General features: G+C 48.5%; 13 protein-coding genes and 1 tRNA gene. 8 read left to right on the forward strand and 6 right to left on the reverse strand.

Annotated elements, in window-relative coordinates; all coding sequences use genetic code 11:
* The first annotated feature begins 162 nt into the window (after positions 1-162).
* Both H6F56_RS14240 and H6F56_RS14245 read left to right on the forward strand, forming a co-directional pair.
* Entirely contained in the window at positions 163-2,259 is a 2,097-nt protein-coding gene (locus H6F56_RS14240) for a DCC1-like thiol-disulfide oxidoreductase family protein (protein ID WP_190669256.1), read from the forward strand.
* Between the two features lie 183 nt (positions 2,260-2,442).
* A complete protein-coding gene (locus H6F56_RS14245) occupies positions 2,443-3,693 on the forward strand; it encodes an MFS transporter (RefSeq protein WP_190669883.1) in 1,251 nt (416 codons plus the stop codon).
* A 51-nt stretch (positions 3,694-3,744) separates the two neighbouring features.
* Here H6F56_RS14245 and H6F56_RS14250 read toward each other — a convergent pair.
* Positions 3,745-3,818 (reverse strand) — tRNA-Arg (locus H6F56_RS14250).
* Between the two features lie 74 nt (positions 3,819-3,892).
* Here H6F56_RS14250 and moaC point away from each other — a divergent pair.
* Positions 3,893-4,414 (forward strand): cyclic pyranopterin monophosphate synthase MoaC, encoded by a 522-nt coding sequence (gene moaC / locus H6F56_RS14255; protein ID WP_190669258.1) that lies wholly within the window; start codon positions 3,893-3,895, stop codon positions 4,412-4,414.
* Between the two features lie 62 nt (positions 4,415-4,476).
* Here the strand turns inward: moaC and H6F56_RS14260 are convergent, their stop codons facing one another.
* Positions 4,477-5,007, reverse strand: a complete 531-nt coding sequence (locus H6F56_RS14260; protein ID WP_190669260.1) for a hypothetical protein — start codon at positions 5,005-5,007, stop codon at positions 4,477-4,479.
* A 243-nt stretch (positions 5,008-5,250) separates the two neighbouring features.
* Between H6F56_RS14260 and H6F56_RS14265 the strand changes: the two genes are divergently transcribed.
* The 3 genes from H6F56_RS14265 to H6F56_RS14275 all read left to right on the forward strand — a co-directional run bounded on the left by H6F56_RS14265 (position 5,251) and on the right by H6F56_RS14275 (position 8,503).
* Complete coding sequence (locus H6F56_RS14265; protein WP_190669262.1) at positions 5,251-5,544, forward strand: 2TM domain-containing protein; 294 nt, start codon at positions 5,251-5,253, stop codon at positions 5,542-5,544.
* A 245-nt stretch (positions 5,545-5,789) separates the two neighbouring features.
* Positions 5,790-7,940 carry a CHASE2 domain-containing protein gene (locus H6F56_RS14270; RefSeq protein WP_242032006.1) on the forward strand — a complete coding sequence of 717 codons (2,151 nt, stop codon included), beginning with the start codon at positions 5,790-5,792 and terminating at the stop codon, positions 7,938-7,940.
* Positions 7,941-8,266: 326 nt separating this feature from the next.
* Entirely contained in the window at positions 8,267-8,503 is a 237-nt protein-coding gene (locus tag H6F56_RS14275) for a hypothetical protein (protein ID WP_190669267.1), read from the forward strand.
* Positions 8,504-8,573: 70 nt separating this feature from the next.
* Here H6F56_RS14275 and nadB read toward each other — a convergent pair whose 3' ends face one another.
* The 4 genes from nadB to H6F56_RS14295 all read right to left on the reverse strand — a co-directional run bounded on the left by nadB (position 8,574) and on the right by H6F56_RS14295 (position 12,954).
* Positions 8,574-10,283: an L-aspartate oxidase gene (gene nadB, locus H6F56_RS14280; protein ID WP_190669269.1), complete on the reverse strand. Its 1,710-nt coding sequence runs from the start codon at positions 10,281-10,283 to the stop codon at positions 8,574-8,576.
* Positions 10,284-10,469: 186 nt separating this feature from the next.
* Positions 10,470-10,898, reverse strand: coding sequence for a photosystem II complex extrinsic protein PsbU (gene psbU, locus H6F56_RS14285; protein ID WP_190669271.1), 429 nt, complete (start codon positions 10,896-10,898; stop codon positions 10,470-10,472).
* 221 nt (positions 10,899-11,119) lie between these two features.
* Positions 11,120-12,106, reverse strand: a complete 987-nt coding sequence (locus tag H6F56_RS14290) for an adenylate/guanylate cyclase domain-containing protein (RefSeq protein WP_190669273.1) — start codon at positions 12,104-12,106, stop codon at positions 11,120-11,122.
* A 119-nt stretch (positions 12,107-12,225) separates the two neighbouring features.
* Positions 12,226-12,954: a DUF3120 domain-containing protein gene (locus H6F56_RS14295; RefSeq protein ID WP_190669275.1), complete on the reverse strand. Its 729-nt coding sequence runs from the start codon at positions 12,952-12,954 to the stop codon at positions 12,226-12,228.
* A gap of 158 nt (positions 12,955-13,112) precedes the next feature.
* On the opposite strand from H6F56_RS14295, the gene H6F56_RS14300 reads away from it, so the two are divergent.
* Positions 13,113-14,120, forward strand: coding sequence for an undecaprenyl-diphosphate phosphatase (locus H6F56_RS14300; protein WP_190669277.1), 1,008 nt, complete (start codon positions 13,113-13,115; stop codon positions 14,118-14,120).
* A gap of 178 nt (positions 14,121-14,298) precedes the next feature.
* The gene (locus H6F56_RS14305) at positions 14,299-15,630 is read left to right on the forward strand and encodes a TIGR03279 family radical SAM protein (RefSeq protein ID WP_190669279.1); all 1,332 of its coding nucleotides are present in this window, start codon (positions 14,299-14,301) and stop codon (positions 15,628-15,630) included.
* The last annotated feature ends 168 nt before the right edge of the window (positions 15,631-15,798 follow it).

Below are 15,798 nucleotides of genomic sequence, written 5' to 3' on the forward strand. Positions count from 1 at the left end.
GAAAACTAATGGCATTGGTAATCAAAACGGGATACGCATCTACATTGTGAGGCTCCTGCCCATCTATTCGCCACCAAAATCACTGCCTTGAAGCCGGGGTAAACAAAACAGTCATAGGAGCCATGCCACAAGGGACTTTATAAACACTTTTTGAGAGGGTCAATGAGCGGATTAAAAACATTGCTCAGAGCGAGTCTTGGCGACAAAAAGCGTGTCTTTAGCAGTCGTCGATTTTACTCATGGCTAGGCATAACAGTTGCCGTAATGGCGTGCCTGTGGACAGCTTTTGCCAAGCTAATTGTGCGCCCGATTATAGAGAGCGCCTACCGTGGCGAGAGTTTGTTCCCCTTCCTCAATCGCTACTTTACCGGACTGGACAGACCTCTAGAAAGAATTCTGGCACGCTGGGACTTGTACACCCAAGACGGTTTGATGGCTTGCTTGGGATTCGGGTTAATTGCATTGATCGCTACGAACCCAACCTTCTTTCGGAAGTATGTGAAAGAAGCCACACCCGAGTCACTGGGCGCGATCAGAATACTGACGAGCGCAATCTTGCTGGGCAGCACTCTTTGCTCACATCTAGCCAGTTCAGTTCATCTGCCGCCACAGATGCGCGAGTCTATGGGCGTGATGCAGTTTTTCCACGCTCTTCCCATCGGTTTTGAGAGATTCCTCGGCAATGAGATAGCATTGCAAGTTTTCTCAGCACTGACTGCTGTGATTCTGTTCCTAGGAATGGTGGGTTGGCAGACACGGTTCTCGATACCTTTAGGAGCCTTTTGCTTTTTTCTACAAGGCGGCATTCTTCGCGAATACGCCCACTACTGGCACCAAGAATTGCTGCCACTCTACGTGATGGCGGTTCTCTCGTTGACGCCTTGCGGCGATGCACTGTCGGTAGACCGCTTGTGGAAGATTTCTCGGGGTCAAGCTGTACCGGCAGCGGATCGTCCTTTAGCAGTGTATGGCTGGTCGCGGTACGCTTGCTGGGTGGTTATCGCCTTGGTTTATATAACAGCCGGTTTAAGTAAGCTGCGCTTTGGAGGGCTATTTTGGTGGAATGCTACGAATATGAGGGCTATCCTCTACACAGATACCCTTCAGCCTACGAGCTTTGACTGGAATTTATCATTGCATTTAACTCAGGCCCCTGATATTTTCTTTGCGCTCTTAGGCTTAGTCGGCATCTTAAGCGAACTTGGCTATGGGACGGTGTTGTTCTCCTCGACTGCTCGGCTGATTTTACCGTTTTCCATAATGATGCTGCACACCGGCATCTTCTTTTTACAAAATGTTGCCTTCTTTGACCTGATCGTGTTGCAATTGGTATTTTTCGACTTCACGGAGATTCGCAAGGCAATTGGGCGTAGACTGGCGACTCGCTTCGGTTCGATTCACGTCCTTTATGATGGGTTGTGTCCCTTCTGCCGGCGCACAGTTCGGATTCTTGATAGCTTGGACTTGTTCGATTTACTGAAGTTTATCAACTTTCGCCAGATGAACTTGAGTGATTACAACCGCAATAACAAACAGAATCTGAAACTGCGTGCGCTGGAAGAAGAAATGTACGTTGTTTTCCGAGGGCGAGCTTATCGTGGCTTTTACGGTTATCGAGTGATCGCATTGTTCCTCCCCGCATTCTGGCCACTTGCCCCCTGGCTCTTTTTGCCTGGAATTTCATCTGTTGGCGTCTTGGTTTATGGGTATGTTGCCCGCAACCGCTTAAAGCTGATCCAGTGCGATTCCAACTGCACGCTCACTTCATCGCCGGCAGGCGAGTTAACTGCCGCGCCACCGGCTCGGAATCAGGCTCAAGATTGGCGCTATTGTTTGCTCATTCCCAGCTTAATCATCTTAATGCTGCTTGTTTGGGTCTTCCGCATCGAGTTCTATCCGTTCACAGCGTGGCAAATGTACTCGGTTCCTAATAATTCAGGAACGGTAACCTTCCACAAAGTTTTTCTCAAGCGCGAGTCTGGTGAGACTTCCCGTGCATATTTTGAAGATGTCATTGGCGCAACCAAGGCCGGTCGTTACGGAAAGGCTACTCAAGGGTGCTTTGTGCCTGAAAAAGCCGATCTTTGCCAGAAGTTTCTGGCTGCCAGTGCCCAAGCTTACAATCATCAGGCTCGTGCCGGCGAAAAGGTAACGCAATTTGAGGTTCAGCAATGGCTCTGGGATTTCCGCGCTTATCCTTTAGGCCCTCAGCATGGGACTTTAGCGCAGCGGTTTGTATTTGAGGTTAAAAACAGGTGAGAACAGCGAGTCTCGTTCAGCAATCGCTGCTGTGCGGGTTTTCTGTCGGTAGCGACTTGTTGAACGATTCCTGAATTTTTTACATTCCTTAACAAATCAGGCTGAAGCGAACTAGCATGAGAGAAGATGCCGGCGCTCCCGGTTGTCTGATTGCTCAAATCCTTTCAAGGAGAACTCGGTGCTTTGAAAGTTTTCTTCACGCTTGAACCAAAACGGCGCAGCAGTTTGCTGATTTTGTTCTTCGCCGGCTTGTTATTTTGGGCTAGCTTGGCCTCTCTGCTGCCGACGTTGCCACTTTATGTTGAGCATGTCGGTGGCACAAAGCAACAAATTGGTCTGGTCATGGGTGCCTTTGCCCTGGGTTTGCTGCCATCCCGTGCTTGGTTAGGGCCACTGGCAGACCGACGGGGGCGTAAAATTGTTTTGCTTCTGGGTGCGACGGTGGCATCCCTCGCACCGTTTGGCTATTTACTCGTTGATTCGATTCCCTGGCTGTTGGTAATCCGTGCTTTCCACGGGATTAGCATTGCGGCGTTTACCACCGGCTACAGCGCCCTCGTAACCGATTTATCCCCACCAAAACAACGGGGTGAGTTATTGGGGTATATGAGTTTGGTTAACCCGATTGGGATGGCCATAGGGCCGGCAATTGGGGGGTTTTTGCTGGAGTTCACCGGCTACCCTCCGCTGTTTCTCATGTCTGCCGGTTTAGGTGTGCTGAGTCTGCTATTTACTGCACGGGTTACGGAAGCCGATGCTAAACCGGCAAGCCAACCTGGACAGAGTACCACGAAGCCAGCTAAGCAAAAATACTGGCGGCTGTTATTTAGCCCCCGTGTCCGCATTCCCAGTCTCGTACTATTCATGATCGGCTTGGTATTCGGGACGATAAGTACCTTCGTGCCTTTGTTTATGAAGGAGACGGGTGTTGATTTGAATCCCGGTTTGTTCTACAGTGCTGCTGCTGTGGCTAGCTTTAGCATTCGCTTACCCACAGGGCCGGCTTCAGATCGCTATGGTCGTGGACTGTTTATCGCCGGCAGTTTGATTTGCTATACGGTGTCGATGCTAATGCTATGGACTTCTCACAGCCCCAGAGACTTTTTGCTGGCTGCAATTATTGAAGGGGCTGCGTCTGGGACGTTGCTACCTATGATGATCGCGCTGATTGCTGATCGCAGCGAACCGAACGAACGAGGCCGATATTTTTCTTTATCTATCGGTGGCTTTGACTTTGCGCTGGTACTTGCCGGCCCAATTTTAGGTGCGATTGCCGAGTATGTCGGTTATCGAAATATGTTTGCGATGGCTGCAGTGATTGCATTTCTCGCCTTCATCATTTTCATTACCTTATCGAGCAAAAGCTTATCCCATTCCCTCCGATTTGCAGTGGGTCGGGAAAAAGATGTTTATGCTTTAGAAGCCAAAAACTAAAAAGTCAACGATAGAATTTTATCGTTGACCTTTCATTTTTTACGGTTTTAACGGGCTAGGAGGGATTCGAACCCCCGACACCGTGGTCCGTAGCCACGTGCTCTAGTCCACTGAGCTACAAGCCCTTGTTTGCGTTTTCAGCGGTTTGTTTTTCGCTGTCCAACGCTCACGAAATTCTACAATAGCATATCCTTCTGAAATGACACAAGATTTTTTTTCCAATTCCAACTCACCGGCACAAAATCGGCTAACTCACTTGGATGAACAGGGCGAAGCCCGGATGGTGGATGTTTCTGGAAAGCAAGTTACTGTGCGGCAAGCCGTCGCTGCCGGCCAAGTGCGGATGTCACAGGCTACGTTTGAAGTGATTCAAGCCGGCAACGCCCCGAAGGGCGATGTTTTGGGAACGGCCAAAATTGCCGGCATCATGGCTGCCAAGCAAACATCCCAGTTGATCCCCCTGTGCCATCCCCTCCCCCTGCAAAAAATAGATGTCCAGCTGATTCCTGATCCCCAACTGCCGGGATATCAAATTCGCGCCCAAGTCATCACCAAGGCAGAAACCGGCGTGGAAATGGAAGCCCTGACTGCTGTTTCAATTGCCGCACTCACGCTTTACGACATGGCCAAAGCCCTAGAGAAGTCTATTGAGATTGAATCAATTCGCCTGATCAGCAAAGCCGGTGGCAAATCTGGCGATTACCAACGTCAGGAGATTTAAATTTTAGGGGCGGGTGCGGGTGGATTAAATCTAAAACTGTTAGTCTAAAATCTAAAATTGCTTTAACGGGATTTGGGAAGACAATATTGTTTCAAAACGTCCTGTCCCAGACGAACTAGCTTTTCTGGCCCTTCCATCATCAGCAAATAATGTCCCTGACGCAGATGATGCCGGTAGATTCCAGCTGTGCTGCCTTCGCCTAAAAAGCCAAATAAGGCTCCCAAAACTGCACCAAAAAAGCCGGCAACGACGCTGCTGGCGGGGATAAGAAGCATCAAGTTGAGGCTCAGGGGGATCTTGAATCCCAAATTCAAAACAAACAAAGCAACCGCACCCATCACCGCACCGAAAGCCCCTGTAAACATCGACAAACGGCGGGCTTTACGAAGTGCGATCTGCGTAGGCTCTAATAAACCCACTCGCTCAGCAGAACTGTAGCCTTCACCTACAATGGCCAAATGCTCAGGCGAAATGCCGTGATATTGCAGCAGGCGGTAGGCTTGGAAGGCAGAGGCTTCGTCGGGAAGCGCCATGATAGCCAGGTACGTGTGGCGCTTTAAAGAGGCTTTGTGCAGAAATCGCGAGGCAGTCACAAAACTTTTTGGGGTGTAGAGGAGGTATTGAAGTCTTTTTGAATTCTAACGCTAGTCTTTGACTTGTCAGTACGGTTTTAACTTCAAATTAATCAATCTATATCTTAATGTAGAGTTCGTGCGTCGCGGAGATGGCCATTTCCTAAAATCGGCCTCCTTAGAAAGTCGCGGTGCGGGCTTGAGGAAAGCTCTACAATATTTGAAGTAAGCGATCTATTGTTGACTTTAGTTTAAAGATTCCCTATGCCTCCTCGTTGGCCACGCAAACCAGACCGGCAAGACCCCGCCTACCGGCGTTTAGACGACCGGATGAATTTTGCCATCCACGTTGCTGCTTTTGGCGCGTGCAACTCTAGTATTTGGTTTTTCCGCAACTTGCAGTCTTCTGCGTGGGATTGGACACCTTGGCTAACCGGCATTTGGCTGACGGTTTTGCTAGGTCACGCCCTTTACATTTTCGCCATTGCCGATTACTCTGACGCTGCTCCTGCATCTTTGAGCAAAGCCACTTCTGAATCTGGGCCGCCGTCATCATAATCTCAATTCTTATCTGTCGCAAACAGAAGATTGACAGCAAGCGAAGCAGCTAGCCGATAAAGCTGGCTGTTTTCTGCCTATTAGTAACAAATATCAGCAGTATTCGCTTACCTCAGATATAAAGAAGATGAGCCAACGCGCTATGATTAAGTGCAAGGCAACAAGTTCGCTGTTTGGGTGTCATCTGCACTGACTGCTGAAGTAATCGAAGCATAAATATGCAGCCAGACAGACACTCAAAAACGATGATAGGAACAAAGTTAAAGCAACAGAATTGGGAAAAGCATCGCGTCCTGCTGACATCCTTGAGTGTTGCCCTCTGTGTCATTATTTTACGTCTTTCCGGTGTTTTGCAGCCTTTAGAATGGGCGGCATTAGATCAGTTTTTCCGCTCGCGTCCCCTCGAACCCGTCGATAAACGAGTCGTGATTGTGGGGATTGATGAGGAAGACATCAATCAACTTAAACAATGGCCGATTTCAGATGCATTGCTGGCCCAGGTTTTGCAAAAGTTGGATGCTGCGAAGCCTCGCGCCATCGGTCTGGATATTTATCGTAATTTATCGGTTGAACCCGGTCATGCTCAGTTAGTGCAAACTGTCAAGTCAATTCCTAACATTATTGGGATTGAAAGAATTCAAGATGAAAAGTGGCCGGCGGTTGCTCCTCCACCGATGCTGAGTCAGCCCCAGCAGGTGGGTTTTAATAACATGATTATTGACTCAGATCGCAAGGTGCGTCGTGCTGTTCTCTATTGGTGGCCGGGGGATGGCAAAACTCGGAAAAGTTTTGCATTCCAACTGGCATTGAGGTATCTCAAAACAGAAAAAATCAGCCCCAAGGCGCTTGCCAAAGGTTCTGATCGTTTGCAGTTGGGGGGGGGCATCCTGCAGCCCTTGGAAGCCAATGATGGGGCTTATGTGGGGGTAGATGCGAAAGGCTATCAAATTTTGGCAAACTATCGCGGCCCTGCAGGTCGCTTTCGCACGGTATCGATTAGCGATGTTCTCGCCGGCAAGGTGCCGGCTGATGTTTTTCGAGATCGCATTGTCTTAATCGGTTCCACGGCTGTCAGTCTCAAAGATTTTTTAGACACGCCTTACACTGGCGGTCTGATCTCCAGCCGTCAATCGATGTCAGCCGTTGAGATTCACGCCAATTTTATCAGTCAGATTCTCAGTCTGGCCCTGAATGAACGACCCTTAATCCAAGTCTGGCATGAGCCGGTGGAAAAGGTATGGATTGTGGTTTGGTCTTGGATCGGGGCAAGTTTGAGTTGGAGAGTGCGTTCGGCGAGATGGTCTGCCCTCAGTATTTTGCTTGCGGGTGTCGGCTTGACTGGCTTTTGCTACGTGATGTTTTTACTCGGATGGTGGCTGCCGGTGGTGTCACCCCTGCTAACGCTGTGTGGGTCTGCAGTGGCGATTACTGCCTATTTTGCCAATCTTGAGGATGAACTCAAAAAATCTAAAGAATTTTTATATACGGTAATTAATACAATCCCCGATCCCATCTTTGTTAAAAATAAAGAACATCGGTGGGTGGTTTTAAATGAAGCCTATTGCCGATTTATTGGCTATCCTTATGAAAAATTAATTGAGAAGTTAGAGAGCGACTTTTTCCCGGCCCAAGAAGCAGAAGCTTTTAGGGCTCAAGATGAACTGGTCTTTAACAGCGGTGAAGAGCAGGAATCGGAGGAAAAGTTTACAAATGCTAAAGGCTTCACTCATTTGATCGCCACCAAACGTTCGCTGCATAAAGATGCTGCCGGCAATCTGTTCTTAGTGGGTGTGATTCGTGATATTACTGAGCGCAAGCAGATAGAAGAAGAACTAAAACGCACGGCAGCAGAATTAGCGCGATCCAATGAAGAATTAAAACTTTCAGAAGATCGATTGCGTCATTTGGCTTATCACGACACCCTCACCGGCTTGCCCAATCGGAAACTATTTCACGAACGCTTATGTCAGTCCTTAGAACGGGCCGGCATGACTCATCAAATGGTAGCTCTTTTATTTCTAGATTTGGATGGATTCAAATGCGTTAATGACACCCTCGGCCATGAAGTTGGTGATTTACTGCTAAAAGCCGTTTCAGCCCGCTTAACTGGGTGTTTGCGTGGCAGTGATACGGTTTCTCGTTTAGGTGGAGATGAGTTTACAGTAATTTTGCCGGCAATTCCGAGCATACCGGATGCAGAAAAAGTGGCTGACAAAATTTTAACCACTTTAGCCCATCCTTTTATAATTGAGGGAATGACTATTTCGGTAACAACCAGTATTGGCATCAGTTTATATCCTCTGCACGCTGAAGAAATTGATTCTTTAATCAACAAAGCGGACGCAGCCATGTACTGCGCCAAAGACTTGGGTAAGAACCAATATCACGTTGCCTAATTCACAAAGGGTTCCGACGAATCAATTTGCCGATAGTGGGTTAAGGGATTTGCGACCCCTTAACTCCCGCTTTTTTTAACTTAAAACGCCGATCATCATAAGATTTCATTAAAATTTCACATAAATTAGCGGAGCGCTTAATTTTGCTATTGTAAAAAACAGCATCTGATAAGGCTTTGAGTGTGTAGTTGCATCAAGCTAAGTGTAGTTGCGTGAATATACGGGATTTACGGAATGTTTGTAGACAACTCCGTGATTATACCGATATACTAGAATCAGTACGAGGCGCATCTACAGAATTTAAGTGTTTCGGGGCTAAAAGTGTTATGGATCCAGTCATAAAATTCACTTACCGAACCGTTCTGGCAGTTGGCCTGGTGTTAAGTGCATCTGCAAGCGCCTCTGCTAGTATTGGTTTCAATCTACCGGCTGCTGAGAGCCATTCTTATCAAAATCTCTCTGGTAGCACTGTGGTAGCCGAAGATGAGCCTCCCCCACGGGGTGGGCCAAAAGATACTGGCGACGGTGGAAGCCGATATATGGAAACCAGAACCAATCAATAAGCTATAGAACTTTAACCGCTAGCACCTCAGGCAACGATTGAGAGAGAAAAGCTGAGTGGTTGTAAGATTTCTACAAGTCAGCAGTCGTGCGAACCGGCGACTGCCACCAGTGATGATTTTGGATCGAGGTGTGGGCTTGCCAGCTCGGCTCTGGCTGAGGGAAATCTGTCCGATAGTGTCCACCTCGACTTTCCGTGCGAAACTGTGCGCTTGTCAAAATTAAGTACGCCACATCCAGTAAGTTGCGGGTTTCTCCCCAACTCCGTAAGTGCACATCTGCATCTGGGAAATTGACACTAAGAGTTTGGCCGGGTTGTAAGTTAAACAGGAACTTGCTCATGGCAAGTGCGATGAATTCTGCTTGCCAAGTTTCTATCAAAGTAAGGGCGGAGGCTAACGCCGCCTGTCCCCGGCAAATACCGGCACTTTGCCAAACTAAGCGGGGTAAATCTTGCCGCAGTGCTTCTATTTTGGCTTGCCCAGTCGCCCAGTCCTTTGCAGAGAGGGGGTGAGGGGAAGAGGGGGCGAGGGGAAGAGAGGGTGAGGGAGTGAGGGGAAAATCTAGGTGGGCGAGTTGAGCACCGAAGACAATACATTCAAGTAAGGAATTACTCGCAAGGCGATTGCCTCCGTGCACGCCCGTACTGGCGGTTTCCCCGATTGCGTACAAACCCGGAATCGATGTTTGGCTGATTAAATCCGTCATGATGCCACCCATCCAGTAATGAGCTGCCGGTGCCACCGGCACGGGTTGGGAGAAGACATCAATTCCCCACTGCCGGCATACTTGGATAATATTGGGAAATCGGTGACGAATTCGCTGCTCTGGGATCGGGCGTAAATCCAACCAGACGTTGGCATCAGCCGGATCGACGCCCATCCGCTGAAAGTGACTAAAAATCGCGCGGCTGACGATATCTCTGGGGGCAAGTTCACCGGCAGGGTGGTAATCAAACGCAAAGCGATATCCCTGATCATCGACTAAGTGCGCCCCCTCGCCCCGCACTGCTTCACTGATTAAAAATCGTGGGGCACCGGCTTTGGTGAGGGCGGTGGGATGAAATTGGACAAATTCTAAATCTCGCAAAATGGCACCGGCACGCCATGCAATCGCCACGCCATCGCCGGTGCTCACTCCTGGATTGGTTGTCTGAGCAAAAACTTGGCCACCCCCGCCGGTTGCCAACACCACAGCGCCGGCACGCACCCAGCTAATTTGCCCTTGATAAACCAAGCAAATCCCCTGACAGCGTTGCGTGTCGGGATCGATCCAAAGACTCAAGGCAAATGCTTGCTGGATTACCTGAATATTCTTACGGTTTAAGACTTGAGCCGTGAGGGTGCCGACAACCGCACGTCCTGTGGTATCTGCAGCATGGAGAACACGCCGGCGCGAGTGAGCAGCTTCTAGCGTCAGTGCTAAGTCGTCTCCTTGCCGGTCAAACGCTACCCCCAACTTTACCAGCGAGTGTACGCATTCTGGGGCTTTTTCCGCTAGAAATCGCACCGCCTCAAACTCACACAAGCCGGCACCGGCTTTCAACGTATCTTCAATATGGAGTTTAGGTGAATCTTCCGGTGAGATAGCAGCCGCCATCCCGCCTTGCGCCCAATCACTTGCGGATTGCGGCAGCCTATCTTTTGTAATCAAGCCAACCTGGAAGTGTTCTGGCAGGCAAAGCGCCGCATACAGCCCCGCTGCGCCGGTGCCTACTACGAGGACATCAAACTGGCTTGGTAGGTTTAGCTGGGTTGATGAATCAGTATTTGCAGGATTCACTAATGAAAAATCGCCCTCTGTCAATCGGTTGAGCCTTTAATCTGGCTCTACTTTAACCTTAGTTGACAAAAGGCGATAGGAGGACGGATGACTAATCTCTAGTCCTGTGGGTTGCCCTGAATCGGGATTGAGGGGGAGATGGGGAACTTGATATATCACTAGCCCCTCGTCCCTCGCCCCTAGTTCCTAGTAGACGCCGTTATTAATCCGATCATCACCTTCTACTAAGGCTGATTCCACATCAGTCACCGTGAACTTGCCGAGGTTGGCTTTTAGCACTTCTTTTTGGCGTTCGCTCAAATCTGAAATGTTGAGTACATCATCGACCTTTTCATAGGGCGCATTTTCAACAATTATGCCGGCCAGGGTTGGGTACAGCCCTGGATAACGGCGAAATGCCCGTACATTGGTGTTATTTAGATCGATTTTTTGGCCAAACTCGGTGTTTAGCTTGTCGTCTACCCGATTTCGCAAACCTGACTCGGCCAAAACCGGCGTTTGCACAAATGCCACACCGCTCAAGTTAGCAGCGTAAGCATTCTGAGGCAGCCCCAACCATCCCAGGCAGCCCACCAACAGGCCGACAACTGCCAACAGGCGAACCAATCGTCTCATAAAGGAATTCCTCGCTCACTCATACACAGCATTTATATTAAAGAGATTACCATTTCTTTACAGTAGAACTCCGCTCGCATTCCGTTGAAGAGGGTCTCGTCTTTCTGCCATTGTTAAAAGCTGAAATACCCCTACCGGGGTTATTCAAGCGATTTTTGCCGGCCCTAAACCCGAAAAACTCAAATCGAGCCGTGTCATATCTAGCCCAACCGGTATTTCTGCTAAGAATCTTCACGTTTCATGTGCAAAAACTTATACAGCTCATCAAACGTGCTGGCATAAGTCAGGGTTGGGGTATCGTAGCCTTTGAGATTCACTGTATATGCTTGAAACGGGGCTTCAGAAGCGCCTATGACGGAGAGATGTTGGTAAGTAGTTTCGCCCAAAGCGATATCCATGCCAATTTCTTTTGTGGAAGATTCCAGACGAAAAGCAGCGTTTACCGTATCCCCTAGGGCGGTATAGTCGGGGCGATCTCCACTGCCGGTGTTGCCCACCATTGCGTAACCTGTATTCACGCCGGCACCGATGCGTAAGGGAAACGGTAAGGGGTAGCGCTGACTCAGATCCTCGGTGACTTGATGCAGCGCACTCAACGCTTGAAAAATCTGAATGACTTCTTCACGGCTGACTTTTTGGGTGCTGTGAAACCAAACAGCCATCACCGCATCCCCAATATATTTATCAACCCAGCTGCCGTGAGATCGCAGGATATCGCCTGACTGGCGGAACCAGCTACCGATCACCTCAGAAAGGATATGATCCTCAAGCTGACGAGTCAGGACGGTGAAACTACGGATATCAACCACCATCACAGAGATCAGCCGGCGCACGTGCAAAGCGGCTGTCGCTGTAAAATCGTCCGAGTCTTCGTCATCTTTATCGGCATCGAGACTAGATTGACAGGAGAATGCTAACTCTGTTTGGCCAAAGGTAAGGCGATCCCCATTGTGTAGCGTAACGGGAATGCTCACCCGCCGCCCGTTCACAAACGAACCATTGCGGCTGCCCAAATCAATGAGATAAAACTCTCCGTTCTCCATACGCTGCAACATTGCATGGTTGCGAGAGATCCAGCGATCTGGGAGAACAAAATTGTTATCTTCACTGCGCCCAATTGTCCAGCAACTACTACCGGCTAAGGGCAGATAGCGATTACCGGCTTCGGTTTTAAGCACTAAATGAGGAGTGGGTTGCAACTTCAGCACGAGCTAAGTTAACGACCTTAGGTCGTTTCAAAAGTCTAGTTGTCAGACTAGATCCTAGCTCTCGTTAGCACCTATATGGTTGCTTTGTGTAGCAGTTTGAAGTAATTGTTTCATCTGTCTCAGGCAGCAGAAGCGGCAAACCAAAATAGGCTATCTACCAAGATTGTGCTCAAGACTGCCCCACCAAACGCCCACCAATGCAGCTGCTTTGAGCGTAAGGGGGCAACACCAGCAACCAGAAGCACGACGAGCAGAACCAGCGCCCAGCCAATGCCCCAAGGCGTCTGCACTTGTTTGGTGGCACTTTGAAAGATTGGCAGCGCGAGTGCCGGATCGACTTGCATGATCTGCCGCCAATGAGGAATTAAATCGACCAAGTAAAAATATATGTCGGTAATCGCAGTGCCTAATAAAGAACCTAAATAAAACCAACTGCCCACTTGCAGGCGGCGACGGCTGATGCACCACAATGCCACCGGCAGACAAATGGCCTCCACCGGCAAGTGCAACACAGGTTCCCAACGCAACCAGCCCCAATAAATCGAACCGGCTAACCAGCTGCCGGTGAACCCCAGCAATAAGTCTCCCCACAGATGGGTTGAGGAATTTGATAGCAGCCTCCAACCCAGCCAGACCAAGCAGCCGGTCAGTGCTAAGCTCAGCAGCGGAAATTGCCGCACCAGGGGCGCTTGGAAAAATACTGGCACTGAAACTAGGAAGATTGCTGCCGCGAAAAGCCGCCAACTTTCGCTTAACGTAATTTTCCACAAGAAAGCATGGGAAAAATTGCTGGTCGGCTCCGCTGGCTGCGGGTTAGGGGTGTACGTGGACAAAGTTTCGTTAAACAAGGTTCGTTAAGATTCTTTACTTATGTTCATTATTCTTTAAGATATCACAGGCTGCATCCCCCTAGGGGGCATCTTTCCTGATCTGAATTGTACCGGATATCATCAATTTCAACCGAAGGTCTACTTCATTTGCGCTTGGAAATACGACAGACAACAGCATGGCTTTATCACGCAGTCAATTTTTCACACTCTTAAGTGCCGGGGTTGCCGGCGCAATATTGGCATCTCCTTTAAAAGCGTTCACAACCCCGTTACCCGATGCTTCTACACTTTTAGCTCAAACCACCCCTGTCGCAGCCCCCGCCGTGGCGAGTGTTTCTGATATGAATATCTTTCAGGCATTCATATTAGGCTTGGTGCAAGGTTTAACAGAATTTTTGCCCATCAGCAGCACTGCCCATTTAAAAGTCGTGCCGGTGTTATTGGGTTGGGGCGATCCCGGTTCTGCCTTTACAGCGGTGATTCAGCTGGGCAGCATTGCCGCTGTACTTTGGTATTTTTGGAGCGATCTCTCTCAGGTGGTAAACGGTGCTCTCAGAGCAGTGCTGCGGCGTGAATACGATGATCAAGACTTCCGGATTGCTTTGGGGATTGTTTTGGGAACCCTGCCGATTCTCCTGGGTGGTGTTCTAATCAAGGTTTTCATTCCCGACTATGACAACTCTCCTCTGCGGAGTCTGGGGGCGATTGCGATTGCTTCAATTTTCATGGCGCTGCTTTTGGGGGTTGCTGAACGCATTGGCAAGCGCAAGCGCGATTTTAACCAGCTAGGAATGCAAGATGGGATCTTAATGGGTTTGGCTCAAGCAATGGCCTTAATCCCCGGTGTTTCTCGCTCAGGTTCCACACTGACTGCCGGCTTATTCATGGGCTTAGAACGGGCAACAGCCGCCCGATTTTCTTTCTTGCTTGGCATCCCAGCAATTACTTTAGCCGGCCTTGTAGAGCTTAAGGATGTGGTTACAGGAGGCTTTGCCGGTGTGGGTGCGCTGCCCCTGCTAGTGGGTGTGATTTCGGCGGCTGTGTTTTCTTATGTCTCGATTGCTTGGCTACTTCGTTTCCTGCAAACTCAAAGTACCTTGGTATTTATCGTGTACCGGCTGCTGTTTGGCTTAGCAATTTTGGCCTCAATTGCGGCTAAGCTGCCTTGGACGGTTGGACAGTAGTAAATCTTTAAGGGTTAATGGTTAATCAACGATTGGTAATTAGCGATTAACCATTAGCATCTGGCATAATAAAGAAAATAACGTTTCAAATTGGCTGTGCCGGCATTGAGTGAAAAGAATATTTAAACTTTAAATCTAGCGGTTAAATTTTAGATTCGTTAGTGCAATTCCAAAACTTATGAGTGAAACTTCTATTCGTCCCGCTTTAATTACAAACGTACTGCCTGATTCTATCGCGGCTGAGGTGGGATTTGAGGCGGGAGATTGTTTGGTTTCGATCAATGGTCAGCGTCCTCGTGATTTGATTGATTATAAGTTTTTATGTGCGGATGAAATTTTAGAACTGGAAGTTTTAGATACGAAAGGTAAAAGCCATCAATTAGAAATTGAGAAAGACTACGACGATGAGTTAGGGCTGGAATTTGAAACGGCTCTGTTTGATGGCTTAATTCAGTGTAATAATCGCTGTCCGTTTTGCTTTATCGACCAGCAGCCTCCAGGTAAGCGAGAAACGCTTTATTTGAAGGATGATGATTACCGGCTCAGTTTTTTGTATGGCTCATATTTGACGCTAACAAATATTACAGAGCGGGAATGGGAGAGAATTGAAATGATGCGGTTATCGCCGCTTTATGTATCGGTTCACGCAACGGAACCAGAAGTAAGAGTTCGCCTGCTAAAAAATCTTCGTGCCGGCAAAATATTAGAGCAGTTGAAATGGTTTAAAGAGCGCCGGTTGCAAATTCACGCTCAAGTGGTTGTTTGTCCCGGCATTAATGATGGGGAACACTTACAGCAGACTGTGCTAGATTTGGCAAAGTTTCATAGTGGAAAAGTGCCGGCAGTGGCGTCTGTAGCGGTGGTGCCGGTGGGTTTGACGAGGTTTAGACCGGCAGAAGATGAATTAGTGCCGGTGACGCCAGAAAAAGCACGGGAAGTTATTGCTCAAGTGCAAGCTTTGCAAGCGCAATTTCGCCGGCAAAAGAAATCGAATTGTGTTTGGTTAGCCGATGAGTGGTTTTTAATTGCTGGGGAAGAATTGCCTGCGGCATCTCATTACGAAAACTATCCCCAAATTGGGAATGGTGTGGGTTCAATTCGCCAATTTTTAACACAGTTTGAAGAAGCTGCCAAGCGTTTGTTGCTGCCTGCTGTTTCTCCGGCGCGTCGTTTGACTTGGGTTGTAGGAAATGCCGTTGAAAAAGCCTTTGAGCCGGTTGTGCAAAGATTGAATCAAGTTGAAGGTTTAGACGTGCAAATGGCAGCAATGCCAAGTGAGTATTGGGGACAGAAAATTACGGTTACTGGCTTATTAACGGGTCAAGATTTGTTGAAAAACTTACAAGGGAAAGATTTAGGCGATGGAATTTTGCTGCCTTCTGTGATGTTAAAGCATGGGGAGGCTTTATTTTTGGATGATATGCCGGTTGATGAAGTTGCAGAGAAGTTGGGGACAAAGATTGTGCCGGTGACTGGGGTTGATGAGTTAATTCAAGCTTGTCTGGCTTAAATTCAAAAGTTCTGACACTGGCGAAAAAATTTGTTGTAGCTAATTATTATCAACCCTAGTTTTCCAGTAGGCTTTTTCAACCAGAGTGATGCCGGTGCCAGGTATCGGAAAGCAAGAACAGGCAAGGCTTCGTGAGATTTGACCCTGTCAAAAATCTTTAGAATCTTC

Source organism: Microcoleus sp. FACHB-672 (assembly GCF_014695725.1).
Classification (GTDB): domain Bacteria; phylum Cyanobacteriota; class Cyanobacteriia; order Cyanobacteriales; family Oscillatoriaceae; genus FACHB-68.

What these genes read in the sequence shown, in the direction of transcription:
- H6F56_RS14265 (WP_190669262.1), top strand. Translation starts at nt 5,251, where the DNA reads ATGCCTCCTCGTTGGCCACGCAAACCAGACCGGCAAGACCCCGCCTAC.
- H6F56_RS14270 (WP_242032006.1), top strand. Translation starts at nt 5,790, where the DNA reads ATGATAGGAACAAAGTTAAAGCAACAGAATTGGGAAAAGCATCGCGTC.
- H6F56_RS14240 (WP_190669256.1), top strand. Translation starts at nt 163, where the DNA reads ATGAGCGGATTAAAAACATTGCTCAGAGCGAGTCTTGGCGACAAAAAG.
- H6F56_RS14275 (WP_190669267.1), top strand. Translation starts at nt 8,267, where the DNA reads ATGGATCCAGTCATAAAATTCACTTACCGAACCGTTCTGGCAGTTGGC.
- H6F56_RS14305 (WP_190669279.1), top strand. Translation starts at nt 14,299, where the DNA reads ATGAGTGAAACTTCTATTCGTCCCGCTTTAATTACAAACGTACTGCCT.
- psbU (WP_190669271.1), bottom strand. Translation starts at nt 10,898, where the DNA reads ATGAGACGATTGGTTCGCCTGTTGGCAGTTGTCGGCCTGTTGGTGGGC.
- H6F56_RS14300 (WP_190669277.1), top strand. Translation starts at nt 13,113, where the DNA reads ATGGCTTTATCACGCAGTCAATTTTTCACACTCTTAAGTGCCGGGGTT.
- moaC (WP_190669258.1), top strand. Translation starts at nt 3,893, where the DNA reads ATGACACAAGATTTTTTTTCCAATTCCAACTCACCGGCACAAAATCGG.